At 71.7% G+C, this 25,223-nt stretch carries 23 protein-coding genes and 1 tRNA gene; 18 read left to right on the top strand and 6 right to left on the bottom strand.

Going from position 1 to position 25,223, the window contains the following annotated elements:
- The first annotated feature begins 2 nt into the window (after nucleotides 1-2).
- From ACFHYO_RS10370 to ACFHYO_RS10335, 8 genes are all read left to right on the top strand, one after another.
- Nucleotides 3-995, top strand: a complete 993-nt coding sequence (locus ACFHYO_RS10370) for a phosphotransferase family protein (protein ID WP_394320247.1) — start codon at nucleotides 3-5, stop codon at nucleotides 993-995.
- A gap of 313 nt (nucleotides 996-1,308) precedes the next feature.
- Nucleotides 1,309-2,592: a UDP-N-acetylglucosamine 1-carboxyvinyltransferase gene (gene murA, locus ACFHYO_RS10365; RefSeq protein WP_394320245.1), complete on the top strand. Its 1,284-nt coding sequence runs from the start codon at nucleotides 1,309-1,311 to the stop codon at nucleotides 2,590-2,592.
- Entirely contained in the window at nucleotides 2,585-3,103 is a 519-nt protein-coding gene (locus ACFHYO_RS10360) for a DUF2948 family protein (protein ID WP_231555410.1), read from the top strand. The genes murA and ACFHYO_RS10360 overlap by 8 nt, the downstream gene beginning before the upstream one ends.
- Nucleotides 3,096-3,662 (top strand): GNAT family N-acetyltransferase, encoded by a 567-nt coding sequence (locus ACFHYO_RS10355; protein ID WP_394320242.1) that lies wholly within the window; start codon nucleotides 3,096-3,098, stop codon nucleotides 3,660-3,662. Before ACFHYO_RS10360 ends, ACFHYO_RS10355 begins: the two co-directional genes overlap by 8 nt.
- 80 nt (nucleotides 3,663-3,742) lie before the next feature.
- Complete coding sequence (gene hisD / locus ACFHYO_RS10350; protein WP_394320240.1) at nucleotides 3,743-5,044, top strand: histidinol dehydrogenase; 1,302 nt, start codon at nucleotides 3,743-3,745, stop codon at nucleotides 5,042-5,044.
- A complete protein-coding gene (locus ACFHYO_RS10345; protein WP_394320238.1) occupies nucleotides 5,041-5,301 on the top strand; it encodes an SWEET family sugar transporter in 261 nt (86 codons plus the stop codon). Before hisD ends, ACFHYO_RS10345 begins: the two co-directional genes overlap by 4 nt.
- Complete coding sequence (locus tag ACFHYO_RS10340; RefSeq protein ID WP_036705353.1) at nucleotides 5,298-5,792, top strand: UPF0262 family protein; 495 nt, start codon at nucleotides 5,298-5,300, stop codon at nucleotides 5,790-5,792. Before ACFHYO_RS10345 ends, ACFHYO_RS10340 begins: the two co-directional genes overlap by 4 nt.
- A 68-nt stretch (nucleotides 5,793-5,860) precedes the next feature.
- The gene (locus ACFHYO_RS10335; RefSeq protein WP_036712541.1) at nucleotides 5,861-6,319 is read left to right on the top strand and encodes an arsenate-mycothiol transferase ArsC; all 459 of its coding nucleotides are present in this window, start codon (nucleotides 5,861-5,863) and stop codon (nucleotides 6,317-6,319) included.
- 25 nt (nucleotides 6,320-6,344) lie between these two features.
- Here the strand turns inward: ACFHYO_RS10335 and hisH are convergent, their stop codons facing one another.
- From hisH to ACFHYO_RS10315, 4 genes are all read right to left on the bottom strand, one after another.
- On the bottom strand, nucleotides 6,345-6,980 hold the full coding sequence (gene hisH, locus ACFHYO_RS10330; RefSeq protein ID WP_394320236.1) for an imidazole glycerol phosphate synthase subunit HisH: 636 nt from the start codon (nucleotides 6,978-6,980) through the stop codon (nucleotides 6,345-6,347).
- A gap of 5 nt (nucleotides 6,981-6,985) precedes the next feature.
- Nucleotides 6,986-7,591: an imidazoleglycerol-phosphate dehydratase HisB gene (gene hisB, locus ACFHYO_RS10325; RefSeq protein ID WP_394320234.1), complete on the bottom strand. Its 606-nt coding sequence runs from the start codon at nucleotides 7,589-7,591 to the stop codon at nucleotides 6,986-6,988.
- A 122-nt stretch (nucleotides 7,592-7,713) separates the two neighbouring features.
- The gene (locus ACFHYO_RS10320) at nucleotides 7,714-8,994 is read right to left on the bottom strand and encodes a GT-B fold glycosyltransferase domain-containing protein (RefSeq protein WP_394320232.1); all 1,281 of its coding nucleotides are present in this window, start codon (nucleotides 8,992-8,994) and stop codon (nucleotides 7,714-7,716) included.
- A 72-nt stretch (nucleotides 8,995-9,066) separates the two neighbouring features.
- A tRNA-Tyr gene (locus ACFHYO_RS10315) sits at nucleotides 9,067-9,150 on the bottom strand.
- A gap of 476 nt (nucleotides 9,151-9,626) precedes the next feature.
- Between ACFHYO_RS10315 and rlmB the strand changes: the two genes are divergently transcribed.
- The 4 genes from rlmB to ACFHYO_RS10295 all read left to right on the top strand — a co-directional run bounded on the left by rlmB (nucleotide 9,627) and on the right by ACFHYO_RS10295 (nucleotide 13,557).
- Complete coding sequence (gene rlmB, locus ACFHYO_RS10310) at nucleotides 9,627-10,463, top strand: 23S rRNA (guanosine(2251)-2'-O)-methyltransferase RlmB (protein ID WP_394320230.1); 837 nt, start codon at nucleotides 9,627-9,629, stop codon at nucleotides 10,461-10,463.
- Between the two features lie 126 nt (nucleotides 10,464-10,589).
- A complete protein-coding gene (locus ACFHYO_RS10305; protein WP_394320229.1) occupies nucleotides 10,590-11,024 on the top strand; it encodes a YHS domain-containing (seleno)protein in 435 nt (144 codons plus the stop codon).
- Between the two features lie 230 nt (nucleotides 11,025-11,254).
- Entirely contained in the window at nucleotides 11,255-11,689 is a 435-nt protein-coding gene (locus tag ACFHYO_RS10300) for a CoA-binding protein (RefSeq protein ID WP_394320227.1), read from the top strand.
- Between the two features lie 263 nt (nucleotides 11,690-11,952).
- The gene (locus tag ACFHYO_RS10295) at nucleotides 11,953-13,557 is read left to right on the top strand and encodes a 2-isopropylmalate synthase (protein ID WP_394320225.1); all 1,605 of its coding nucleotides are present in this window, start codon (nucleotides 11,953-11,955) and stop codon (nucleotides 13,555-13,557) included.
- Nucleotides 13,558-13,644: 87 nt separating this feature from the next.
- Here ACFHYO_RS10295 and ggt read toward each other — a convergent pair whose 3' ends face one another.
- Nucleotides 13,645-15,447 (bottom strand): gamma-glutamyltransferase, encoded by a 1,803-nt coding sequence (gene ggt / locus ACFHYO_RS10290; RefSeq protein WP_394320223.1) that lies wholly within the window; start codon nucleotides 15,445-15,447, stop codon nucleotides 13,645-13,647.
- 313 nt (nucleotides 15,448-15,760) lie between these two features.
- Here ggt and ACFHYO_RS10285 point away from each other — a divergent pair, with 313 nt between their 5' ends.
- Genes ACFHYO_RS10285 through ACFHYO_RS10260 form a run of 6 tightly spaced genes read left to right on the top strand, consistent with a single transcriptional unit; the run spans nucleotide 15,761 to nucleotide 23,618 of the window.
- Nucleotides 15,761-15,850 carry a potassium-transporting ATPase subunit F gene (locus tag ACFHYO_RS10285; RefSeq protein WP_081962796.1) on the top strand — a complete coding sequence of 30 codons (90 nt, stop codon included), beginning with the start codon at nucleotides 15,761-15,763 and terminating at the stop codon, nucleotides 15,848-15,850.
- 1 nt (nucleotide 15,851) lies between these two features.
- Complete coding sequence (gene kdpA / locus ACFHYO_RS10280) at nucleotides 15,852-17,537, top strand: potassium-transporting ATPase subunit KdpA (RefSeq protein WP_394320221.1); 1,686 nt, start codon at nucleotides 15,852-15,854, stop codon at nucleotides 17,535-17,537.
- 8 nt (nucleotides 17,538-17,545) lie between these two features.
- Entirely contained in the window at nucleotides 17,546-19,585 is a 2,040-nt protein-coding gene (kdpB, locus tag ACFHYO_RS10275; RefSeq protein WP_394320219.1) for a potassium-transporting ATPase subunit KdpB, read from the top strand.
- 8 nt (nucleotides 19,586-19,593) lie between these two features.
- On the top strand, nucleotides 19,594-20,148 hold the full coding sequence (gene kdpC, locus ACFHYO_RS10270) for a potassium-transporting ATPase subunit KdpC (RefSeq protein ID WP_394320217.1): 555 nt from the start codon (nucleotides 19,594-19,596) through the stop codon (nucleotides 20,146-20,148).
- A gap of 10 nt (nucleotides 20,149-20,158) precedes the next feature.
- Nucleotides 20,159-22,924 (top strand): DUF4118 domain-containing protein, encoded by a 2,766-nt coding sequence (locus tag ACFHYO_RS10265; protein ID WP_394320215.1) that lies wholly within the window; start codon nucleotides 20,159-20,161, stop codon nucleotides 22,922-22,924.
- Entirely contained in the window at nucleotides 22,917-23,618 is a 702-nt protein-coding gene (locus ACFHYO_RS10260; protein ID WP_036711873.1) for a response regulator, read from the top strand. Before ACFHYO_RS10265 ends, ACFHYO_RS10260 begins: the two co-directional genes overlap by 8 nt.
- A gap of 74 nt (nucleotides 23,619-23,692) precedes the next feature.
- On the opposite strand, the gene guaB is transcribed toward ACFHYO_RS10260, so the two are convergent.
- Entirely contained in the window at nucleotides 23,693-25,141 is a 1,449-nt protein-coding gene (gene guaB, locus ACFHYO_RS10255) for an IMP dehydrogenase (protein ID WP_394320213.1), read from the bottom strand.
- Nucleotides 25,142-25,223: the final 82 nt, after the last annotated feature.

Here is a 25,223-nt window from a genome sequence, read left to right as displayed (position 1 = left end):
CCGTGAACGCCGATCGCATCGGCCCGTTCCTGACCGACATCTTCGGCCCCGGTCAGACCCGCCTCGCGCGGATCGGCGGCGGGCAGTCCAACCCGACGTTCCTCGTCGAGCACGGCGACCACCGCCTCGTCCTGCGCAAGCAGCCCGGCGGCGACATCCTCAAGGGCGCCCATGCCATCGACCGCGAGTTCCGGGTGCTGAGGGCGCTGGCCGACAGCGACGTGCCGGTGCCCCGCGCGCTCATCTATCACGACGATCCGGCCCTGCTCGGCACGCCCTTCTACCTGATGGAGCGGGTCGAGGGGCGGGTGTTCGCCGATGCCAGACTGCCCGGCCTCACCCCCGACGAGCGAGGGGCGATCTACCTGTCGATGGTCCGCACGCTTGCCCGTCTGCATCGCATTCGCCCCGACGCCGTGGGGTTGGGCGACTTCGGCCGCCCAGGCGGGTATTTCGCCCGCCAGTTGTACCGCTGGACGAGCCAGCTCGAGGCCTCGAGCTTTGCCGGTAATCCGCTGCTCGTCGCCCTCTCGGCCCGGCTGGCCAAGTTGCTGCCGCCCGACGACGGGCTGTTCTCGATCGCGCACGGCGATTTTCGCCTCGGCAACATGCTGATCCACCCGACCGAGCCCCGCGTCGTCGCCGTGCTCGACTGGGAGCTCTCGACCATCGGCCATCCCCTCGCCGACCTCGGCTTTGCGGCCATGCCCTATCACACCACACCCGATGAGTACGGCGGCATCCTTGGCGCCGAGACCGAGGGCATCCCGTCCGAGGCGACCTTCTTCGCCGCCTATGCCGATGTCCTTCCCGAGGTGCCGGCGCCGCAACCCTTCCACGTCGCCTTTGCGCTGTTCCGCTTTGCTGTGATCTTCGTCGGCGTCGCCGACCGCGCAGCGCAAGGGAACGCCGCCGACCCCGATGCGGCCCGTCTGGCCCCGCTGGCCCGGCGGATGGCCCGGCGCGCGTGGGAGGCGTTGGGCGAGACACCGTGACCTGTCCGACCAGCGCACGGTGCTGGCATCGGCTGGACGCTTGGCGCCTTGGCGATTAACAGGGTCGGATGAACGACACCCGCCGCCCAGCCACCGGTGATAACCGCGACGCCCGTCTGGGCGCCGCGCTCAGGGCCAATCTGGCGCGGCGGAAGGAACAGGCGCGCGGTCGCGCCGCAAGCGAGGCCGAGGCCCCGCTGCCGCCGACAGCCCCGCGGGACACCCAAGGCGGCCCCCTTCCGGCCGAGGGGCACGACGCGCCCTCGTGCCCGCCGGGCCCGACGCCCCGCCCGACCGCTTCAAGCGAGGACTGATGGACACGATTCTGGTGCGCGGCAACGGGCCGCTGAACGGCGAGATCGCCATTGCGGGGGCCAAGAACGCCTGCCTCACGCTGATGCCGGCGACGCTTCTGACCGACGAGCCGCTGACCCTGACCAACGCCCCGCGGCTGTCGGACATCCGCACCATGACGGCGCTGCTGGCCTCGCTCGGGGCCGAGGTGGCGAGCCTGCAGGATGGCCAGGTGCTCGCGATGTCGAGCCATGCGCTGACCAGCCACACCGCGGATTACGAGATCGTGCGGAAGATGCGCGCCTCGATCCTCGTGCTCGGCCCGATGCTGGCGCGGGACGGCGAGGCGGTCGTCTCGCTGCCCGGGGGCTGCGCGATCGGGGCGCGGCCGGTGGACCTGCACCTCAAGGCGCTGGCCGCGATGGGGGCGGAGCTCGACCTGCGCGACGGCTATGTGCACGCCAAGGCGCCCGCGGGCGGCCTGCGCGGCGCGGTGGTCGAGTTTCCGCTGGTCTCGGTCGGGGCGACCGAGAACGCGCTGATGGCCGCCACCCTCGCCCGCGGGACGACGGTGCTGAAGAACGCCGCCCGCGAGCCGGAGATCGTCGACCTCGCCCGCTGCCTGCGCCGGATGGGCGCGCGGATCGAGGGCGAGGGCACCGACACGATCACCGTCGAGGGCGTGGACCGGCTGGGCGGCGCCACCCATCCGGTCGTCACCGACCGGATCGAACTGGGCACCTATATGCTCGCCCCCGCGATCTGCGGCGGCGAGGTGACCTGCCTCGGCGGCCGCATCGACCTGGTCGAGAGCTTCTGCGAGAAGCTGGACGAGGCCGGGATCGCCGTCACCGAATCCGAGCGCGGCCTGACCGTCAGCCGCAAGAACGGCCGCGTGCGGGCAGTCAACGTGCGCACCGAGCCCTTCCCCGGCTTCCCGACCGACCTGCAGGCGCAGATGATGGCGCTGCTCTGCACCGCCGAGGGCGTGAGCGACCTGGAAGAGACGATCTTCGAGAACCGCTTCATGCATGCGCCCGAGCTGACCCGGATGGGGGCGCGGATCGACGTGCACGGCGGCCATGCCCGCGTCACGGGCGTCGACCGGCTCAAGGGCGCGCCGGTGATGGCCACCGACCTGCGGGCCTCGGTCAGCCTGATCCTCGCCGGGCTCGCGGCCGAGGGCGAGACGGTGGTGAGCCGCGTCTATCACCTCGACCGCGGTTACGAGAAGGTCGTGCGCAAGCTGCGCGGCGTCGGCGCCGACATCGAGCGCATCAAGGAGGCACCCGCGCATGAGTGACCCCGTTCCGAACGGCGATGCCCGCAGCATGGGCCGCGACGCGAGCTTCGCGGACGCCGATCCCGACCGCCCGCTGGCGATCCGGGCCGAGGATGCCGAGGATCTCGCGGTGCTGGCGGCGCTCGCGCAGGATTCGGTGCTGACCGTCGCGGATGCGGTCTGGGACCGCCAGAGCCGGCATTTCGCCCTGCTCCTGAGCCGCTTCCGGTGGGAGGATGCGGACGCCGCCGAGGCCGAGGGCCGCCCGTTCGAGCGGGTGCGCACCATCCTCGCCATCGGCGACGTGACCGCGGTGCGCCACGACGGCATCGACCGCTCGGACCCGGGGCTGGTGCTGTCGCTCCTGGACCTCGAATGGCGGCCGGGCGAGGACGGGACCGGCACGCTCATCCTGCAGTTCGCCGGCGACGGCGCAGTGGCCGTGGATGTCGAGGCGATGTGCGTCGACCTGCGCGACGTGGCCCGCCCGCACCGGGCGCAGGCGGCCGCGCGGCCGCAGCACGGTGATTGACGCGATCCGCGGACGCCTGTGGCGGCCGCGTGCGCCGGTCCTGTGGCAGCTCACCCCGGACCGCGCGGCCGAGTGGCGGGCGATCCGCGCCGCCGCGCTGCGGGATGCGCCGCTCGCCTTTGCCATCGCCGCGGGCGACGCCGAGGCCGACGACAGCGCCGACCCGCTGACCGAGGCGCGGGCGCATCTTGCCGCGGTCGAGGTCTGGGCCGCCGGCCCGCGCGAGGGCCGCGCCCAGGCGATTGCCGGCTGGCAGCCGGGCTGGACGCCGGGCACCGAGGACATGGGCTGGATCACCGGGGTCTTTACCGCCCCCGAGGCCCGCGGACGGGGGCTGACGGCGCTGACGCTGGGCCGGATCGCCGAGCGCGCGGCGGCGGCCGGGTTCCGCCGGCTCGGGCTGCGGGTCGGCAGCGGCAACGACGCCGCCCGGCGCTGCTATCTGCGCGCGGGGTTTCGGCCGGTGGGCGCGCCCTTCCTGAACGAGCGCGGCCTGCCCGAGATCGAGATGCACCGCCCGCTGCCAGCCCCCGCCGCCTCTGCCCGCCGGAGCGCTTGAGGCCCCCGGCGCCAGCCGCTAACAGCAGCCTGAACCCGGCCCCCGCCGCCCCCGGCGGCCCCTCCGGCGAGGAGATCACCATGCCCGTCACGCTCAACACCTCGGACCCGGATTTCGAGACCGGCTTTGCCGCCATGCTCGCCGCCAAGCGCGAGGATGCCGCGGACGTGGGCGACGCGGTGGCGGCGATCATCGCCCGGGTCAGGGCCGAGGGTGACGCGGCGCTGGTCGACCTGACCAACCGCTTCGACCGCACCGACCTGACCGCCGACCGCCTGCGCCTGACCGAAGGAGAGATCGACGCCGCCTGCGCCGCGGCCGACCCCGAGGACCGCGCCGCGCTCGAACTCGCCGCCGCGCGCATCCGCGCCTATCACGCACGGCAGATGCCCGAGGATGCGCGCTGGACCGACGACAGCGGCGCCGATCTGGGCTGGCGCTGGACGCCGGTGTCGGCCGCGGGGCTCTATGTGCCCGGCGGGCAGGCCAGCTACCCCTCGTCGGTGCTGATGAACGCGGTTCCCGCCCGGGTGGCGGGCGTGCCGCGGCTGGTGGTCTGCGTGCCCGCGCCTGAGGGCGTGCTGAACCCGCTGGTGCTGGCCGCCTGCCGCATCGCCGGGGTGGACGAGGTCTGGCGCGTCGGCGGCGCGCAGGCGATCGCGGCGATGGCCTATGGCACCGAGACGATGCAAGCGGTGGACAAGATCACCGGGCCGGGCAACGCCTATGTCGCCGCCGCCAAGCGGCAGGTCTTCGGCCGGGTCGGGATCGACAGCATCGCCGGCCCCTCCGAGGTGCTGGTGATCGCCGAGGGCGCGCAGAACCCGGAGTGGCTCGCCCTCGACCTGCTGGCGCAGGCCGAACACGACGCCGACGCGCAGGCGATCCTGATGACGCCCGACCCGGCGCTGGCGATGGCGGTGGTGGCGGCCGTGCACCGCATCCTGCCCACCCTGCCCCGCGCCGCCATCGCGGGCGCAAGCTGGCGCGACCACGGCACGGTGATCGTGACCCGCGATCTGGCCGAGGCCGCCGCCCTCTCGGACCGGATCGCACCCGAGCATCTCGAACTCTGCGTGGACGACCCCGAGGCGCTGGCCGCGCGGGTCCGCCACGCCGGCGCGATCTTCCTCGGCGGGTGGACGCCCGAGGCGGCGGGCGACTATGTCTCGGGGCCGAACCACGTCCTGCCCACGGCACGCTCGGCGCGGTTCTCGTCGGGGCTGTCGGTGGTGGATTTCCTCAAGCGCACGACGCTCTCGCGGCTCGACCCGGCGTCGCTGGGCGCCATCGGCTCGGCGGCGGTGCGGCTGGCCGAGGCCGAGGGCCTGGGCGCCCACGCCCGCTCGGTCGCCGCGCGGCTGGCGCAGGTGAACGGGTGAGCGCGACCGAACTCGTCGGCTTTGCCGCGGCGATCCTCGGCACCGTCTGCTGGCTGCCGCAGGTGGTCAAGACATGGCGCAGCCGGGCGGTCGACGACCTCTCGTGGGCCACCAACCTGCTGCTGTTCGCCACCGTCACCATGTGGCTGAGTTACGGCTTGATCAAACGCGACGCGCCGTTGATCCTGTCGAACATCGTGGCGGTGCTCAGCATCGGCGCGATCCTTTTGGCCAAGCTGCGCTGGGGGCGCCGATGACCGAGACGCTTGCGAAATCCCGGCTGTTCCGGGTCGAGATCGACGACACCGCCCTGCCCCCCGCCACCCCCGAGATGGAGCAGGAGCGCCGCGTCGCGGTCTTCGACCTGCTCGAGGACAACTCGATCAGCCTGCCTGCCCGCGGCGAGGGTGCCGCGCCCGAAGGCCCCTATGCGCTGCTGCTCGCGGTGCGCGACCGCCGGCTGGTCTTCGACCTGCGGGCCGAGGACGAGGCGCCGGTGGCCGAGTTCCACCTGTCGATGGGCCCCTTCCGGCAGGTGGTGAAAGACTATTTCCAGATCTGCGAAAGCTACTTCGACGCCGTGAAGCGCCTGCCCCCGGCGCAGATCGAGGCGATCGACATGGCCCGCCGCGGCATCCACAACGAGGGCGCGCGGACCCTGCAAGAGCGGCTCGAGGGCAAGGCGAGCGTCGACATCGACACCGCCCGGCGCCTCTTCACCCTGATCTGCGCGCTGATCGCGGATTGACCCGCGTGGGTGTGCCGGCCGATCCTGCTGCCTCGGCCGCGGCCGCCCCCGCGGGCCTCGCCGCGGAGGTGCGGTTTCCCGCCTCGGTGCTCTTCTGCTGCGATCACAACGCCATCCGCTCGCCCATGGCCGAGGGGATGATGAAGAAGTTCTACGGCCGCCGCGCCTATGTGCAGTCGGCGGGCGTCCACAACGACATGGAGATCGACGGCTTCGCCATCGCCGTCTGCCAGGAGATCGGGGTCGAGCTGTCGCGCCACCGCACCCGCAGCTTCGAGGAGATGCGCGACTGGGGCGACGATCTGGGTCAGTTCGACCTGATCGTGGCCCTGACCCCGGCGAGCCAGCGGCAGGCGCTGGAACTGACGCGCAGCTATCACCTCGACGTGGAATACTGGCCGATCATGGACCCGACTGGGATGGCCGAAAGCCGCGAGGCGCGGCTGGGCGTCTATCGGCAGGTCCGCGACCACATCCGCAGCCGGATGCTGGCGCGCTTCGGCCCGGCGCTCGACGTGGAGCCCTGAACCCTCAGCGGGCCGGGGGTCCGCCTCAGGGCCGCCAGTCGAGGAAATTGCCCAGCATCGCCAGCCCCAGCCGCTGCGACTTCTCGGGGTGGAACTGCAGCCCCACGATGTTGTCACGCGCCACGATCGCCGTGACCGGCCCGCCGTAGTCGACGCTCGCCACGAGGTCGGCGGGGTCGGCCACCCGGAACTGCCAGCTATGGACGAAATAGGCGTGACCGCCCGCCGGGATGCCGGCGAGGATCGGGTGCGGCCGCGCAACCTCAAGATCGTTCCAGCCCATGTGCGGCACCTTGAGCGCCGGGTCGGTCGGCGCGATCCGCTCGACCCGGCCGCCGATCCAGCCGAAGCCGGGGGTCGGGCGGTATTCCAGCCCCTCATCGGCCAGCATCTGCATCCCCACGCAGATGCCGAGGAAGGGGACGCCCCGCCCCATGACCGCCTCGGTCAGCGCCTCGAGCATCCCCGGCACCGCGTCGAAGGCCGCCCGGCAGGCCGGGAAGGCCCCGTCGCCCGGCAGCACGATGCGGTCGGCCGCCGCCACCACCGCGGGGTCCGAGGTCACCGTGACGGCCGCGCCCCGGTCACGGCCGGCCAGCGCCACGGCCTTTTCGGCCGAGTGCAGGTTGCCGCTGTCATAGTCGATGATGGCGACGCGCATGGGACCTACAACGCGCCCTTGGTCGAGGGCAGCGCGTCGCCCAGCCGCGGGTCGGGCTCGACCGCCTCGCGCAGCGCCCGCGCCAAGGCCTTGAAGGCCGCCTCGGCGATGTGGTGGGCGTTCAGCCCGTGCAGCAGGTCGACGTGCAGCGTCATGCCGGCATGGGTCGAGAACGCCTGGAAGAACTCGCGCACCAGCTCGGTGTCGAAGGTTCCGATCTTGTCGGCCGGAAACGGCAGGTTCCAGACGAGGTAGGGACGCCCCGACAGGTCGAGCGCGGCGCGCACCAGCGTGTCGTCCATGGCGAGGTGGAAGCTGCCGTAGCGGCGGATGCCGCGCTTCTCTCCCAGCGCCTCGCGCAGGGCCTGGCCCAGCGCGATGCCGCAATCCTCGACCGAGTGGTGGTCGTCGATGTGCCGGTCGCCGTCGCAGCTGAGCGTGATGTCGATCAGCGCGTGGCGGGCCAGCTGGTCGATCATGTGGTCGAAGAAACCGATGCCCGTCACGCTCTCGGACCGGCCGGTGCCGTCGAGATCGACGCGGACCTCGATCCGGGTTTCGTTGGTCTCGCGGGTGACGGTGGCGGTCCGGGGGGCGCGGCGCGGGTCCATGGCGGTGTTTCCTCGGCTGACGGTCGGTCCATGGTGAACGGGGCGGGCTTAGCCCATCCGCGCGATCGGGCGCAATGCGGTCGCGCGCGGGGCCCTCGGGTGCAACCGCGCAACCGCGCGGGTCACGCGAGCCACAGCCCCTCGGCGCGCAGCCGCTTGCGGATCGCGCGCTCGGGCGGCAGCGGGCGCGCGTCCGCGAACATCGGCCGGATGCGGCTGCGGCCGAGGCCCGCGCTGATCAGGCGCTCGCCCGCCTCCCACCCGTCGATGAGGGGGGCGATCTCGGGCAGGGCGGCGAGCGCCTCGATCTCGGCCACGGCGCGGTCCGATTCGCGGGCATAAAGCAGCGGCAGCCGGCGCCAGTGGCAGGTCACGTTGCCGTCCATCCCCGCCAGTTCCGGCCCCGGACGGCCGCCGCCGAGGCTGTGGATCACCAGCGGCAGCACGATCTGGTCGAGCCACGGGTCGAGCGACTGGCAGGCCAGCGCCTCGCCCGGATCGTCGCGCACCGCCACCGCCCAGTCGCGGAACCGCTGGCCGAACACCGCCGGGTCGGCGCCGAAGAACCAGCCGGCGTTGAAGTAGAGGAACCGCTCCCAATGCTCGTCGGGCTGGGTGCGGTCGAGCGTGGGGGCGATGTCGAGCCCGAAGCGGTCGTAGAGCGCGGCCCAGATGTCGTGATGGCCCGGCCCGTAGAGCGGCGGGCTGGGCCACGTCCCGGTGCGGCGCATCGAAGCCGCGGGGCGCGCGAAGTCGAAGGGCACCGCGCCGATGTCGCCGAGGATCAGCGTGTCGCTGTCGAGGAAGAGGAACGGCCGGCCCGGCTCGAGCACGCCCAGCGCCTCGATCTTGTTGCCGTGCGGGTAGCTGGCGCCGAAGTCGCGGGCGACGAGCGGCCGGATCTCGGCGCCAAAGCCGGTGAGGGCGGCGCGCGCGGGGTCGCTCATGCGGGTGGCGTGGCCCGCCCATGCGGCCTCGGGCTGCGGCTCGGCGACGATCAGGCGGCCCGGGAAGCCGGGGGCGTTGCGGCGCAGGCTCGCGGCGAGCAGCGCGGCCTGCCGGTCGATGCCGCCGCCCTGGGCGACGATGAGGATGTCGAAGGGGGTTGGGCGGGGGCGCTCTTCCGTGGGTCGGGTTGCCGTGCGGTCGGAGGCGCGGGCCGGGGGCGCGGCGCTCGCGGGCGATCCGGCCGCGGCCTTACTCTCTTGCGCGGCGTTGCGCTCAGACGCCTTGGCCAGCGAGGCGGTGCTGAGCGCCTGACGTTCGGCCTGACGCTGGGCCTTGTGAGCGGCCCGCTCGGCCTGCCGCGCCGCCCGGCGCGCGGCGCGCTCGGCCTCGGCGGCGGCCTTGCGGTCGGGGTTGGGCCGGGCGGTACGGTCGGGATCGTCGCTGCGGTCGGTCATGGCAAGCCCGTGGCGCGGCACCGGCCACCGGTCAAGCCGGATCGGTGCGGGATGAGACCACCAGTGGGAGGATGGTGGGCGACCCTGGAATCGAACCAGGCATGGGTCTCCCCGGCGGAGTTACAGTCCGCTGCCGCACCTTGCAGCACGTCGCCCGACGCCGGGGGTGATTAGCCGCGGCGCCACGGGTGGTCAAGCGGTTTTGCGGCGGTGTCGGAGGGTGGTGTCGCCCGGCGTCCCCGAGCGGCGTCGCGGGGGGTGGCGGCGGGGTTGGGTGTCCCATTCGGTGAGGGTCCAGACCCGACGGCACGACCGGATGCAGAGGGTGCCGCGTCGCGGGAATATCCGTCCCTAGCAAGCGGAGGACTTGAGAGCGGGGAGCTGGTGAAAGCTGCGAACGGGAGAGTTGGTGAGTTGGAGCGCTGAAGAGGAGGATCGGCAGAGAGGCAAAGACGCAAAGGGCCAGTGAGGCAGTGAGGCAGTGAGCTAGCGCAAGATACCCAAGGGACCGGCGATCAATCCCCCCGACCCCGCCCGACGCTCCCGCGCCAGCACCCCAACCACCACCGCCCGCCCCCTGCCCCTTGCGCCGCACCCCGGCGCGGGTGATCACGGGGCGGACAGGAGAGCCCATGACCAGCCCCCCCGCCCCCCGCACCCCCGACGGCGCGCCGCGCAAGACCAAGAAACCCGCCTGGGTGATCGACAAGGAGCGCGCCCGGCGCGCCTTGGCGGCCGAGACGGTGTGGCTCTTCGGCCTGCACGCCGTGCGCGACGCGCTGTTGAACCCCAACCGGACCCGGCTGCGGCTGGTGCTGACGCGCAACGCCGCCGGGCGGCTCGAGGACGCGCTCGCCGCCTCGGACATGACGCCCGAGATCGTGGACGCGCGGGTCTTCGACCGCGAGGTGCCGCTCGACCCCGGCAGCGTCCACCAGGGCGCGGCGATCGAGGTCAAGCCGCTCGGCTGGGGCGCGCTCGACACCGTGGCCGCCGACGGGGGCGGCGCGGGGCGGGCGCTGGTCGTGGCGCTCGACCGCGTCACCGATCCGCACAACGTCGGCGCGATCCTGCGCTCGGCCGAGGTGTTCGGCGCCCGCGCGGTCATCGCCACCGCCCGCCACGCCGCGCCCGAGACCGGGGCGCTGGCCAAGACCGCCTCGGGCGCGCTCGAGCGGCAGCCCTATCTGCGGGTCACGAACCTCGCCGACGCGCTGATCGCGCTGAAGGAGATGGGCTACACCGTCATCGGCCTTGACGGCACCGGCACCGAGACCCTGCCCGAGGCGCTCGCAGCGCTGCCGGGGCGGGCGGTGTGCCTCGTCCTCGGCGCCGAGGGGCCGGGGCTGCGCGACAAGACGCTCGAGACCTGCGACCGGGTGGTGCGCATCCCCTTTGCCGCGGATTTCGGCTCGCTCAACGTCTCGAACGCGGCGGCCGTGGCGCTTTACGCGGCGGCGACCGGCTGAGGCGCTGTTGCGCGGACGCAGCACGGGCGGTCACAACTGGGCGACGGGAGGGCCGCGTGCATTGCGACGAAAGTCGCGGGATGCCACATCGACCTCATATCCCGCCCTTGCCCGAAACCCGTCCCGATGTCCCTGCGCCGCCTCTCCCCCGCCCCCCTCGCGCTCGCGCTGAGCGCCGCCCTCGGCCTCGCGGCCGGGCCGGTCTGGGCACAGACGGCGGTCGGCGGGATGGACGTGGTCAGCCTGCGCGACAGCGGCCGGGCGATCGCCGGCGACGACGCGATCTCGACCCATTGGCGCGGCCGCGAGTGGAGCTTCGCCAACGAGGCGAATCGCGCCACCTTCGAATCGAACCCCTCGGCCTATGCGCCCGGCTTCGGCGGCAACTGCCCGGTGGCGCTGTCCGAGGGTGCGCGGCGCCCGGGCCTGCCGGATTTTCCGGTGGTGATCGGCGGGCGGCTGTATCTCACCAGCAGCGGCGCGGCGCAAAGCGCCATGCGGGCCGATCCCGACGCCATCCTGGGCCGTGCGGCGACCGCCTGGGCCAATCTCAAGAACTGAAAATCACGAAAGCGCGAGAGGTCTGGAACCGCAGGCCGGTGATGCGCATTTACATCGGGAACACGGACCACGGAACGGTCCTGTTCGGATCACTGTCCCTCGTTCCGCGACTCGCGCCCGGTCTCTGACCGGGCGTTTTTTTTTGGCCTCGGCGGTCTGTCTGCGGCGACGCGTCGGAACGCCGGACGCAGGCGGCGGGTTCGGCTGGCAGAACCATGAGGGACACCGCCATGAATACCCAACCCCTCACCGCTGCCGACATCGCCCGGATCGCCCGCGAGACCCGCGCCATCGCCGTCGTTGGCCTGTCGCCCAAGCCCGAGCGGCCGAGCCAAGGGGTCGCCCGCTTCCTGCAGTCCCAGGGCTACCGCGTCGTCCCGGTGAACCCCGGCCACGCCGGCCAGACGATCCTGGGCGAGACGGTCTATGCCACGCTGTCGGACATCCCGGCCGAGGCCGGCATCGACATGGTCGACATCTTCCGCCAGTCCGACGCGGTGCCCGCCATCGTGGACGAGGCGCTCTCGGCGCTGCCGGGACTGCGCACGATCTGGATGCAGCTCGGCGTGAGCCACCCGGCGGCCGCGGCCAAGGCGCAGGCGGCGGGGCTGACGGTGGTGCAGAACCGCTGCCCGGCGATCGACTTTCCCCGCGTCGGCCGCTGAGCGGACGCCCGGGCACCCGGCATGACGCAGCGGCGCTTTTGGCCTTTTCAACGCCTCTCGCGCTTGTATAGTCCGGGCCCATGACCCGGACCCTGCCCCTTGCCACGACCCGTTCCGCCGGCGCCCAGCCGGGCGCGCGGGCCGTGCTGCGTCTCCGCGGTCTGCTGCTTCTTACGCTGCGCTGAGCGGGTCCGCCGGGCCGCCGCTCGAGCCAGCGCAGCGCCCGGCCCCCCCTCACTGACCGACGCAGCCAGGATGCCCCCATGACCGATTCCGCCACGCCCGCCCGTGACTCCACCCAGACCCGCGACGCCAGCCGGGTGCTGATCTTCGACACCACCCTGCGCGATGGCGAGCAGTCGCCGGGCGCCACCATGTCCCACGCCGAGAAGCTCGAGATCGCCCAGATGCTGGACGAGATGGGCGTGGACATCATCGAGGCCGGGTTCCCCATCGCCTCGGAAGGCGATTTCGCCGCAGTCTCCGAGATCGCCAAACAGGCCCAGACCGCGGTGATCTGCGGCCTTGCCCGCGCGCAACTGCCCGACATCGATCGCTGCTGGGAGGCGGTGCGCCACGCGCGTCGCCCGCGCATCCACACCTTCATCGGCACCTCGCCGCTGCACCGGGCGATCCCGAACCTCGACATGGACCAGATGGCCGAGCGCATCCACCAGACGGTGAGCCATGCGCGCAACCTGTGCGACAACGTGCAGTGGTCGCCCATGGACGCCACCCGGACCGAGCATGACTATCTGTGCCGGGTGGTCGAGATCGCCATCAAGGCCGGCGCCACGACGATCAACATCCCCGACACCGTGGGCTACACCGCCCCGCGCGAAAGCGCCGAGCTGATCCGGATGCTGCTCGAGCGGGTGCCCGGCGCCGACGAGATCATCTTCGCCACCCACTGCCACAATGACCTGGGGATGGCGACCGCCAACAGCCTCGCCGCGGTCGAGGCGGGCGCGCGGCAGATCGAGTGCACGATCAACGGCCTGGGCGAGCGCGCCGGCAACACTGCGCTGGAAGAGGTGGTGATGGCGCTCAAGGTGCGCCACGACATCATGCCCTTCACCACCGGCATCGACACCCGCAAGATCATGGGGCTGTCGCGCCGCGTGGCGCAGGTCTCGGGCTTCCCGGTGCAGTTCAACAAGGCCATCGTCGGCAAGAACGCCTTCCTGCACGAGAGCGGCATCCACCAGGACGGGGTGCTGAAGAACGTCGAGACGTTCGAGATCATGCGCCCCGCCGACATCGGCCTGAACGAGGCCAACATCGCCATGGGCAAGCACTCGGGCCGCGCCGCGCTGCGCGCCAAGCTGGCCGATCTGGGCTATGAGCTGGGCGACAACCAGCTCAAGGACGTGTTCGTGCGCTTCAAGGCGCTCGCCGACCGCAAGAAAGAGGTCCACGACGACGACCTGATCGCGCTCATGCAGGACAGCATGGCCAACACCGACACCGACTATCTGCAGGTCCGCAAGCTGCGCGTGGTCTGCGGCGGCGGCGAGCCGGCGATGGCGACGCTGACGATGGTCGTGGGCGACGCCGAGCGGACCGAGACGCGGCAGGGCGACGGGCCGGTGGACGCGGCCTTCAACGCGGTCGATGCGATGTTTGCGCATCACGCGACGCTGCAGCTCTATCAGGTCCATGCGGTGACCGAGGGCACCGACGCGCAGGCCACCGTCTCGGTGCGTCTGGAAGAGGACGGGCGCATCGCCACGGGCCAGTCGGCGGACACCGACACCATCCTCGCGTCGGTCAAGGCCTATACCGGGGCGCTGAACCGGCTCAAGGTGCGGCGCGAGAAGACCGCACCGGACAGCGACGCCAAGCAGGTGTCGATGTATTCGCACTGAGCGGTGCAGGGCACGGGGGTTGCCTCCGCGCCCGGTTGATCCGGCCCAATGCAACGCGTGTCCCCGATCACCCGGGACACGCGACGCTTACTTCCCGAGCGCGATCCCTTCACGCCTTGGATCGGCCCCGCCCAAGGGTCCCCCGGGACCGATGACGATCGTGTGCAGCCCCGAGGTCAATTCGGCCGTCGCCACCTCGAAGCCAAGACCGGTCAAGGGGCCGATGAGCCCCTCGGCCGTGGTTCCCTGCTCGACGTCGAACTTGCCGAAGCGATTGACGAGGTTCGGCACGGCGGCCGCCTGCTGCGGGTCTAGCCCCCAGTCCAGCTGCGCGATCACGGCCTTTGCCACGTAACCGATGATCCGTGATCCGCCGGGCGAACCGGTGACCATCACAGGCTTGCCGTCCTTCAGCACGATGGTCGGTGCCATGGACGACCGCGGACGCTTGTTCGGTTCGACCCGGTTCGCGACAGGCCATCCCTTGTCATGGGTCCGAAAGCTGAAGTCGGTCAGCTCGTTGTTCAGCAGGTAACCATTCGCCATCAGATGCGACCCGAAGCCGCCCTCGATGGTCGTCGTCATGGCCAGTGCGTTGCCGTAGCGGTCCACGATCGAGATATGCGAGGTCGAGGGGATCTCGATGGAATTGTCCCGCCCCCACAGCATGGCGTGCTGGAACGTCGGCGTGCCAGCCTCGACCTCGGGCAGAGCCTTTCCGCTGTAGAGGAGCTTCCCCCGGTCGGCCAGGTAGTCGGGGTCAACCAGCCCGCTCGTCGGGACCGGGACGAAGTCGCTGTCGGCCATGTAGCGCTCGCGGTCCGCAAAGGCGAGGCGCGAGGCATCGCCGATGAGCCGCCAGCTCTCAGGATTCACGGGGCCGAGCGCGGCGAGGTCGTGGCCCGACAGCATTCCGAGGATCTGGCCCAGCGTCAGCGCCCCGGACGAGGGCGGGCCCATTCCGCAGACATCGTGCGCCCGATAGGTCACGCAGACGGGCGGACGTTCCACCACGCGATACGCTGCGAGATCGTCCAGCGTCATCACGCCCGGGTTCCACTCCGCGCCGCGCACCTTGTCCACCAGCGCCGACGCGTTCGGGCCGTGGTAGAAATAGTCCGCCCCGTCCATCGCAAGTCCGCGCAGCGTGCCGGCATAGCGCGGGTTGCGGATCACCGTGCCCTCGGCCACTGGCGTGCCGCCGGGGAGGAAATACGCAGCCGTGTCCGGGTCGCGCGCCAGCTGCTCGGCACTGCCCGCCACCAGCCCGGCCAGCCGCGGTGAGACGGCAAAGCCGTTCTCGGCCAGAGCGATGGCCGGCTCGAAGAGCGTGCCCCAATTCGCCCGCCCCCAGCGCCGGTGGGCCTCCTCCAGCAGTGCAGGCGTGCCCGGCACGCCGACCGAGCGGCCGCCGACCACGGCGTCCATGAACGAGAGAGGCTCTCCCGCATCGTCCAGAAACAGCGTGGGGGTTGCCGCTGCGGGTGCCTTTTCGCGCGCATCCAGCGTGGTCAGCTGGCCGCTCGCCGCATCGTACCAGACGAGGAACGCGCCGCCGCCGATACCCGAGCTTTGCGGTTCGACCAGCCCGAGCACGGTCTGAACCGCGACCATCGCATCCGCCGCGGTCCCGCCGGCGTCGAGGATTTTCGCCCCCGCCTCGACCGCAGCCGGATGTGCCGCCGCCACCATCCATTCCTGTCCCTTGACCGGGCGCCGCGCCTCTTTGTCGGCAAGTGCCGCCAGCGCGGGCGTACTGAGCCCGGCGAACGCTGGTGAAAGGCCCGATCCCGCGACCGAGGCCGCCTCGGGGGCAATCGCGTCGGTAACCTGCTGGGCGACGGCTCCGCTCGCGGACAGAACTGCTGCAACGACGATCGTGCAACGCATGGCGTGTCCTCCCTCGTGATGTCCCTGTGTCGTGGAAGGCTAGCAGACAAGCCGGATGGGACAACCCGTTCTGAACCCCCGGGGCAACCGCGCGCCCTGTGCGCCCCCCCCAATCCCCCGCCGATTTTACACCCCCGTTACGCCCGCACCCCGATCCCATATCGCGGCTTTACGCCCCCCCAACCCATGTTCCCGCCAGACAAACTGAGGGAGCATCGGATGCTGTCCGACATCATCTTCATCTGCGGCGGGCTCGCGGTCTTTGCGCTGGGCGGCCTCGCCGTGCGCGGCGCCGACCGGTTGTGAGGGCGCCATGACCATCGAACTCATGCTGGGCGGAGGCCTCGCGGCCGCGCTGCTGGTCTATTTCCTGATCGCGCTTCTCGCGCCCGAGAGGTTCTGAGATGAGCGCCGATCTTTCGTACTTCGCCCTGTTCCTGGCCGGCCTGACGGTCCTCGGGCTGGCGCTCGCGCCGTGGATGGCGCGGGTCTTCGACGGCCGGGTGACGGTGCTGGCGCCGGTCGAGCGCGTGCTCTACCGCGCCGCAGGCGTCACCGGCGCGGGCCAGCGCTGGACAGGCTATGCCACCGCCGTTCTGGCCTTCAACGCGGCGGGCTTTGTCCTGCTCTACCTGATCCTGCGGCTGCAGGGCTGGCTGCCGCTCAACCCGCAGGGCTTCGGCGCGATGAGCGCCGATCAGGCCTTCAACACCGCCGTCAGCTTCATGACCAACACCAACTGGCAGAGCTACGGCGGCGAGACGGCGCTGAGCCACTTCAGCCAGATGGCCGGGCTGACGGTGCAGAACTTCGTCTCGGCCGCGACCGGCATCGCCGTGGCGGTCGCGGTGATCCGCGGGCTCGCCGCCCGGTCGGCCGCCGATCTCGGGAACTTCTGGGTCGATCTGACGCGCGCCACGCTCTACCTGCTGCTGCCCGGCGCGATCCTCGTCGCCCTGCTGCTGCTGTGGCAGGGCGTACCGCAAAACCTCGCCGCGTCGGTCAACGTGACCACGCTCGAGGGCGCGCAGCAGGTCATCGCCCAGGGCCCGGTCGCGAGCCAGGAAGCGATCAAGCTGCTCGGCACCAACGGGGGCGGGTTCTTCAACGTGAACTCGGCGCATCCCTATGAGAACCCCACCGCGCTCTCGAACCTGATCGAGTGCCTGTCGATCCTCGCCATCCCGGCGGCCTTCCCGTTCCTCTTCGGCCGGATGGTTGGCGACCGCCGGCAGGGCTGGGCGATCTACGCCGCCATGGCCGCGCTGTTCGCGGGCGTGCTGCTCTGGGCGTACTTCGCCGAGGCCGCCGGCAACCCGCTGCACGCCGGGATCACCCAAGCCGGCGTCAGCATGGAGGGGAAGGAGACCCGCTTCGGCCTCGCCGGCACGGTGCTGTTCGAGGTCGTGACCACCGTCGCCTCGTGCGGTGCGGTCAACGCCATGCACGACAGCCTCATGGCGCTCGGCGGCATGATCCCGCTCTTCAACATGCTGCTGGGCGAGATCATCTTCGGCGGTGTCGGGGCCGGCTTCTACGGCATGGTCCTCTATGTCGTGCTGACCGTGTTCCTTGCCGGGCTGATGGTCGGGCGCACGCCCGAATGGCTCGGCAAGAAGATCGAGGCGCGCGAGATGAAGCTCGCGGCGCTGACGCTGCTGGTCATGCCGCTGGGCGTGCTGGTGCTGTCGGCGGCGTCGATCCTGACCGGCAACGCCCAGGGCGCGGTGCAGGACGCCGGCCCCCACGGGCTCACCGAGCTCATCTACGCCTACACCTCGGGGACGGCCAACAACGGCTCGGCCTTCGCGGGCTTCGGCGCCAACACCGTCTGGCACAACACGCTGATCGGGCTGGCGATGCTGCTCGGCCGCTGGGGCTACATCATCCCGGTGCTGGCCATCGCCGGCAGCCTGGCCGGAAAGACCCGCGCCGAGGCGACCGCCGGGACCTTCCCGACCCATGGCGTGGCCTTCACCGTGCTGCTGGTGGTGACGATCCTGATCGTCGGCGCCCTGACCTTCCTTCCCGTCCTCGCCCTGGGGCCGATCGCCGAGCACGTCTCGATCGCCGCCGGCCAGAGCTTCTGAGGTTCCTCATGTCGAAACACCCGAAATCCGAGATCGGCCTGTTCGCGCCCGAGATCCTGCGCCCGGCCGTCGGTGCGGCACTCCGCAAGCTCGACCCGCGCAAGCTGGCCCGCAACCCGGTGATCTTCGCGACCGCCCTGGTGGCACTGGTCACGACCATCCTCGTCCTGCTGCGCTGGGGCGAAGCGGGCAGCGCGGTCTCGTTGCAGATCGCGCTGTGGCTCTGGGCCACGGTCCTCTTCGCCAACTTCGCCGAGGCGATTGCCGAGGGCCGCGGCAAGGCCCGCGCCGACGCCTTCCGCGCCACCAAGTCCACCGCCCGCGCCAAGCTGCTGCTGAACGAGGGCAACCGCGAGCTCTATGAGCTCGAGGACGTGGACAGCCTCGAGATCGGCGCGGTGATCCTGGTCGAGGCGGGTGACATCGTGCCGACCGACGGCGAGGTGATCGAGGGCGTGGCCTCGGTGGACGAATCCGCCATCACCGGCGAATCCGCCCCGGTGATCCGCGAATCCGGCGGCGACCGCTCGTCGCTGACCGGCGGCACGCGGCTGGTGTCGGACTGGCTGGTGGTGCGCGTCACCGCCAAGCCCGGCGAGACCTTCCTCGACCGCATGATCGGGCTGGTCGAGGGCGCGAAACGCGCCAAGACCCCGAACGAGATCGCGCTCGACATCCTGCTGGCCGGGCTGTCGCTCGTGTTTCTGCTGGTGGTGGCCACGCTGCCGGTGTTCGCCGGCTGGTCGGGGACCGAGATCCCGGTCGTCTGGCTGGCGGCACTGTTCGTGACGCTGATCCCGACGACCATCGGCGGCCTGCTGTCGGCCATCGGCATCGCCGGCATGGACCGGCTGGTCAAGGCCAACGTCATCGCCAAGTCTGGCCGCGCGGTCGAGGCTGCGGGCGACATCGACGTGCTGCTGCTTGACAAGACCGGCACCATCACCTTCGGCAACCGCATGGCCGACGCCTTCCTGCCGGTCCCCGGTGTGACCGAGGCCGAGGTGGCCGAGGCGGCCTATGTCAGCAGCCTCGCCGACGACACGCCCGAGGGGAAATCGACGGTGGAACTGGCCGCCCGCCGGCACGGCTTTGCCGAGGGTGCGCTGCGGCAGGGGGCGAACGTCGTGCCCTTCACCGCCCAGACCCGGATGAGCGGCATCGACCTCGCCGACGGCACCCAGATCCGCAAGGGCGCGTCCGACGCCATGGCCCGCGCCTTTCCGCAGGGCGGCGCCGCGGCGGCCGAGCCGCTGGTGCGGGAGATCGCCATGTCGGGCGGCACGCCGCTGGTCGTGGCGAGGAACGGCCGCGTGCTGGGCGTCATCCACCTCAAGGACGTGGTCAAGCCCGGCATCCGCGAGCGGTTCGCCGAGCTGCGCCGGATGGGCATCCGCACGGTGATGATCACCGGCGACAACCCCCTGACCGCCGCCGCCATCGCCGCCGAGGCCGGGGTCGACGACTTCCTGGCCGAGGCGACGCCGGAACGGAAGCTCGCCTATATCCGGGCCGAGCAGGCAGCCGGCAAGCTGGTCGCCATGTGCGGCGACGGCTCGAACGACGCCCCGGCGCTGGCGCAGGCGGATGTGGGCGTGGCGATGAACTCGGGCACCCCAGCCGCGAAGGAGGCCGGCAACCTCGTCGATCTGGACAGCGACCCGACGAAGCTGATCGAGATCGTGATGGTCGGCAAGCAGCTGTTGATCTCGCGCGGCGCGCTGACGACGTTCAGCATCGCCAACGACGTGGCCAAGTACTTCGCCATCCTGCCGGCACTGTTCGTGGCGGCCTATCCGGGACTCGCGGCGCTCGACGTGATGGGCCTCGGCACGCCGCAGTCGGCGATCCTGTCGGCCATCATCTTCAACGCGCTGGTGATCGTGGCGCTGATCCCGCTGGCGCTGAAGGGGGTGAAGTACCGCCCCGCCTCGGCCGGGGCGCTGCTGTCGCGCAATCTTCTGGTCTACGGGCTGGGCGGCCTCGTCGCCCCGTTCATCGGCATCAAGCTGATCGACATGATCGTCGATCTGGCCCGTCTGGCATGAGGTCCGCCATGATTTCCCAACTCCGCCCCGCGCTGGTGATGATCGGCGCCTTCACCGCCCTGCTGGGCCTCGCTTATCCGCTCGCCATGACCGGGCTCGCGCAGGTGGTCATGCCGGTGCAGGCCGGGGGCTCGCTCGTGTCCCGCGACGGCGTCGTTGTCGGCTCAGGCCTGATCGGGCAGGACTTCACCCGGCCCGAGTACCTGCACCCCCGCCCCTCGGCGACCGAGCCGGCCTACAACGCCGCCGCCTCCACCGGCTCGAACCTCGGGCCGTCCTCGGCGGCACTGCTGGCGCAGGTCAGGGACCGGGCGGCGGCCTTCGGGCCCATGCCGGTCCCGTCCGAGATGGCGACCGCCTCGGCCTCGGGGCTTGACCCGCACATCACGCTCGACGCCGCGCTGCGGCAGGTGGACCGCATCGCCGCGGCGCGTTGGCTGCCGGCCGACACCGTGACGGCGGCGATCCGCAGCGCCACCACGCGGCCGGCCTTCGGCGTCGTCGGCGCGCCGATCGTGAACGTGCTGGGCGCCAACCTCGCGCTGGACGGCGCGGCGCGCTAGGGTCCGGGCCATGACCGACGCGCCCCGCCCCGACCCCGAGCGCTTCCTGGCCGAGGCCAATGCCGAGGCCGGGGTGACGACCGCGGCGGGGCGCGGCCGGCTCAAGATCTTCCTCGGCGCCTCGCCCGGGGTCGGCAAGACCTACGCGATGCTCGAAGAGGCCGGCGCCCGCGCCCGCGCCGGCACCGACGTGACCGTGGCCCTGGCCGAGACGCACGGCCGGGCCGAGACCGCGGCGCTGCTCGCGCGGCTCGACCAGATGCCGCGCCGGGTGGTCACCTACCGCGACCGGCAGCTGACCGAGATGGACCTGGACGCGCTCCTGGCCCGGCGCCCCGGCCTCGCGCTGATCGACGAGCTGGCCCATTCGAACGTCCCCGGCTCGCGCCACCCCAAGCGCTGGCAGGATGTCGAGGAGGTGCTGGCCGCCGGCATCGACGTCTATACCACGCTGAACATCCAGCACATCGAGAGCCTGAACGACCTCGTGGCCCGGATCACCGGGGTGCGGGTGCAGGAAACCGTGCCCGACGCGGTCCTTCAGATGGCCGACGAGATCAAGCTGATCGACCTGCCGCCCGAGGACCTGATCCAGCGGATGCGCGAGGGCAAGGTCTACATGCCGGCCGAGGCGGGCCGCGCGCTCGGCAACTTCTTCTCGAAACCCAACCTGACGGCGCTGCGCGAGCTGGCGCTGCGGACGGCGGCCAGCCGGGTCGATGCCGAGATGCTGGCCCTGACCCGCGGCACCGGCCGGGCGGCGGCGCAGGACCGGCTGATGGTCTGCCTCGATGATCCGGCGACGGCCAAGGGGCTGGTCCGGGCCGGGCGGCGGATGACCGACCGCGCCCGCATCCCCTGGGTGGTGGCGACCGTGGTGACCCCGGCGGTCGAGGCGCAGGGCCCGCAGGCCGCGGGCGCCATGACCGACGCGCTGCAACTGGCCGAGCGGCTGGGCGCGCAGGCCCGCACCCTGCGGTCCGAGGGCGACGTCGCGGCGGCCTTTCTGGACGCCGCGCGGCAGCTCAACGTCACCCGTCTGATCGTCGGCCGCGCCACCCGCGCGGGCTGGCGCGACCGGATCGCGGCGCTGATCCGCCCGCCCCTGGCGCAGACGCTGCTGGCGCAGGCCGAGGGGTTCGAGGTCACGGTGCTCGACCCGGCCCCCGACCGCCCCGCCCCGTCGCAGTCCGCGCCCGGCGCTGCGCCGGGTACTGGGCCCACCGCCCGCTGGCGCGAGACCGACTGGCGCGCCGGTCCCGGCCGGGACTGGGGCCGGATCGCCGTCGCGGCCCTCGGCGCGGCGGTGGCGGGGACGCTCGCCGCCTGGCCGTTCTGGTCGATCCTGCCGGTCGCCTCGCTGGCGGTGATCTACCTCGTCGGCGTCCTTGCCGTCGGGATGCGGCTCGGCACCGCGGGCGCGGTCGCCGCGGCGGTGCTGAGCTTTCTCGCCTACAACTACTTCTTCACCGAGCCCTATTACTCGCTGCAGGTCTCGGCCGAGGAATCCGTGGTGGCGCTGCTCGTCTTCACCATCTCGGCGCTGTTCACCGGCACCCTCGCCGGTCGCCTGAAGCGTCAGGTCGAGTTCATGCGCGTCACCCAGGCCCGCACCGAGACCCTGTATGATTTCGCCCGCAAGATCGCCTCGGCCACCACCACCGACGACGTGCTGTGGGCCGCCGCAGCCCACATCGCCCGCACGCTCGAGTGTCACTCGCTGATCCTGATGCCCGACGCGACCGGCGCGTTGCAGCAGGTGCAGGGGTTTCCTTCGATCGAAGAGGGGCTGGACGCCCACGCCCTCGCCGCCGCGCGCTGGGCCTATGAGAAGGACCAGCCCGCCGGGCGCGACACCGACACCCTGCCCACGGCGGGGTGGATGTTCATTCCGCTGGCGACGCAAGGCGCGCCGCTGGGGGTGATCGGCCTGCGCTTCACCGATCCCGCCCGGCGCATGGACCCGGAAACCCGGCGCCTCCTGGTCGCGGTCGAGGATCAGGTCGCCGTCGCGGTCGAGCGGATGGCGGTCGAGGACGACCTCGAGCGCGCCCGCCTGACCTCGGAGACCGAAAAGCTGCGCGCGGCGCTGCTCAACAGCGTGAGCCATGACCTGCGCACGCCGCTGGTCACGGTGATCGGGGCGCTGTCGGCGGTCGAGGCCGGCGGCCTGTCCCCGGCGCAAGAGCGCGGGCTGGTCGTCGAGGCGCTGGACGAGGCGCGAAGGCTCGACCGGTTCGTCGGCAACCTGCTGGGCATGACGCGGCTCGGGCACGGCGCGCTCGTCCCGCGGCGCGCGGCGGTGGCGGTGGCCGAGGTGATCGGCCGCGCCCGCGCCGACCTGTCCCGGGTGCTCGCGCGCTTCCGCGTCGCGGTCGAGATCGACCCGGCCACCCCGCCGCTGGCCGTCGATCCGGTGCTGATCGGGCAGGCGCTGGTCAACCTGCTTGAGAACGCCTCGAAATACGCGCCCGAGGGCAGCACCATCCGGCTGACCGCCGCGCCGGTGCCCGAGGGCGTGGCGCTGACGGTCATCGATGAGGGACCGGGCATCCCCGTGGCCGAGCGCAGCCGGGTGTTCGACCTCTTCCACCGGGCGGTGCAGGGGGACGGCCAGCCCGCCGGCACCGGGCTCGGGCTTGCAATCGTCAAGGGGATGGTCGAAGCCAACGGCGGCACGGTCGCCGCGATCGCGCCCCCCGACGGCCGCGGCGCCGCGATCCGCCTGCTGCTGCCCGCCGCCGCTGCTGCTGCCGCCGAGGACGCCGATGCCTGACGCCCCCTCCGCCCCGCTGCGCCTGCTCGTCATCGAGGACGAGGCCCCGATCCGCCGCTTCCTGCGCATCGTGCTCGAAGGGGCGGGCCACGTCATGGACGAGGCCGCGCGGGGCCGCGAGGGAATCGAGCGCGCCGCCACCGGGGCGCCCTCGGCGGTGGTGCTGGACCTCGGATTGCCGGACATGGACGGCAAGGCGGTGATCGCCGCCATCCGCGAATGGTCCGACGTGCCCATCGTCGTCGTCTCGGTGCGCTCGAACGAGGCCGAGATCATCGCCGCGCTCGACGCGGGCGCCGACGACTACGTGACCAAGCCCTTCGCCCCGGCCGAGCTGCTGGCGCGTCTCCGGGCGCTGGTGCGGCGGCGGGGGACGCCGCCCAGCTCTCCGCTGCTCACGCTGGGCGAGCTGAGCGTGGACCTCGCCGCAAGAACGGTGACGCTGCAGGGCGAGGAGGTGCGCCTGACCCGCAAGGAGTTCGACGTGCTCGCTCTCCTGATCGGCAATTCGGGCCGGCTGCTCACCCATCAGGAGCTGTTGCGGACCATCTGGGGGCCGGCCCACCTGGGAGACACTCACTACCTGCGCATCGCGATCGGCCGGCTGCGCGAGAAGCTGGGCGACGATGCCGCCGCGCCGCGGATGATCTTCACCGAGCCGGGCATCGGGTATCGCTTTGCGGCGAGCATGTGAGGCGGCGCTGAGCCGCCAGCTTGGCAAATCACTTGGCGCAGCCGGTCTGGGCCGCGCCAGTTCGGCTCTGGTCTTCACCCCAGCCTATAGTTCGGGCTCTCGCGCGTGATCTGCACATCGTGGACGTGGCTCTCCTTGAGCCCGGCGCCGGTGATGCGGACGAACTCGCAGCCGCGGCGCATCTGCTCGACCGTGGCGCAGCCGGTATAGCCCATCGCCGCGCGCAGGCCGCCGACGAGCTGGTGGATCACCGCCGCCGCCGGGCCCTTGTAGCTGACCTGGCCCTCGATCCCTTCAGGCACCAGCTTGTCCGAGGCCGCGTCCTTCTGGAAATACCGGTCCGCCGAGCCGCGCGCCATCGCGCCGAGCGAGCCCATGCCGCGATAGGATTTGAACTGCCGGCCCTGGTAGAGGATGACCTCGCCGGGGCTCTCGTCGGTGCCGGCGATGGCGCTGCCGACCATCGCGCAGGCGGCGCCTGCGGCGATCGCCTTGGCAAAGTCGCCCGAGAACTTGATCCCGCCGTCCGCGATCACAGGCACGTCGCCGGCCTCCGCCACCGCGTCCATGATCGCGGTCAGCTGCGGCACGCCCACGCCCGCCACGATCCGCGTGGTGCAGATCGAGCCGGGGCCGATCCCGACCTTGACTGCATCCGCCCCCGCATCGACCAGCGCGCGAGCCGCCTGCGCGGTGGCGACGTTGCCGGCGCAGATCTGCTGGCCCGGATAGGCCGCGCGCAGCCGCGCCACGGCCTTGGAGACGCCCTCGGAGTGGCCATGCGCGGTGTCGATCACCACCAGGTCCACGCCCGCCTCGATCAGCGCCACGCTGCGCTCGAACCCCTCGTCCCCGACGGTCGAGGCTGCGGCCACCCGCAGCCGCCCGCGCTCGTCCTTGCAGGCGAGCGGGTTCAGCACCGACTGCTCGGTGTCCTTGAGCGTCAGAAGCCCGGTCAGCGCCCCGGCGTCGTCGGTGATCAGCAGCTTTTCGATCCGCCGCGCCTTCATCAGGCTGATCGCCTCGTCCCGGTCGGCGGGCTCGCGCAGGATCGCCAGGTTGTCGCGCGACATCATCACCCGCACCGGCGTCCGGTCGTCGCTGGCGAAGCGCATGTCGCGATTTGTCACGATGCCGACCACGCGACCCTCGGCATCGACGACGGGAAAGCCGGTGACGTTGAAGCGCGCCCGCAGCGCCTTGGCGTCGGCGAGCGTCTGGTCGGGGCTCAGCGTGATCGGGTTGTAGACGATGCCGCTTTCGAACCGCTTGACGCGGCGGACCTCGTCGGCCTGCTGCTCGGTGGTCAGGTTGCGGTGGATGACGCCCAGGCCCCCCGCCTGCGCCATGGCGATGGCCATGCGGCTTTCGGTCACCGTGTCCATCGCCGACGAGATCAGCGGGATGTTCATCGGGATCGAGCGGGTGACGTAGGTGGTAGTGTCGGCCGTGGACGGCATCACGTTCGACGCCGCTGGAACCAGAAGAACGTCGTCGAAGGTCAGCGCCTCGCGAATCTGCATGGGATGCAATCCTGTCAGGGGTTCGTTTGGCAGTTCCCCCTTTCACGGGACGCCGGGAAAGTCCAGCGCGCCCGATGCGTCC

The organism is Paracoccus panacisoli (genome assembly GCF_042435015.1).
Classification (GTDB): domain Bacteria; phylum Pseudomonadota; class Alphaproteobacteria; order Rhodobacterales; family Rhodobacteraceae; genus Paracoccus; species Paracoccus panacisoli.
The sequence above is the reverse complement of the archived record's forward strand: the minus strand, read 5'-3'. Positions and strand labels throughout refer to the sequence as shown.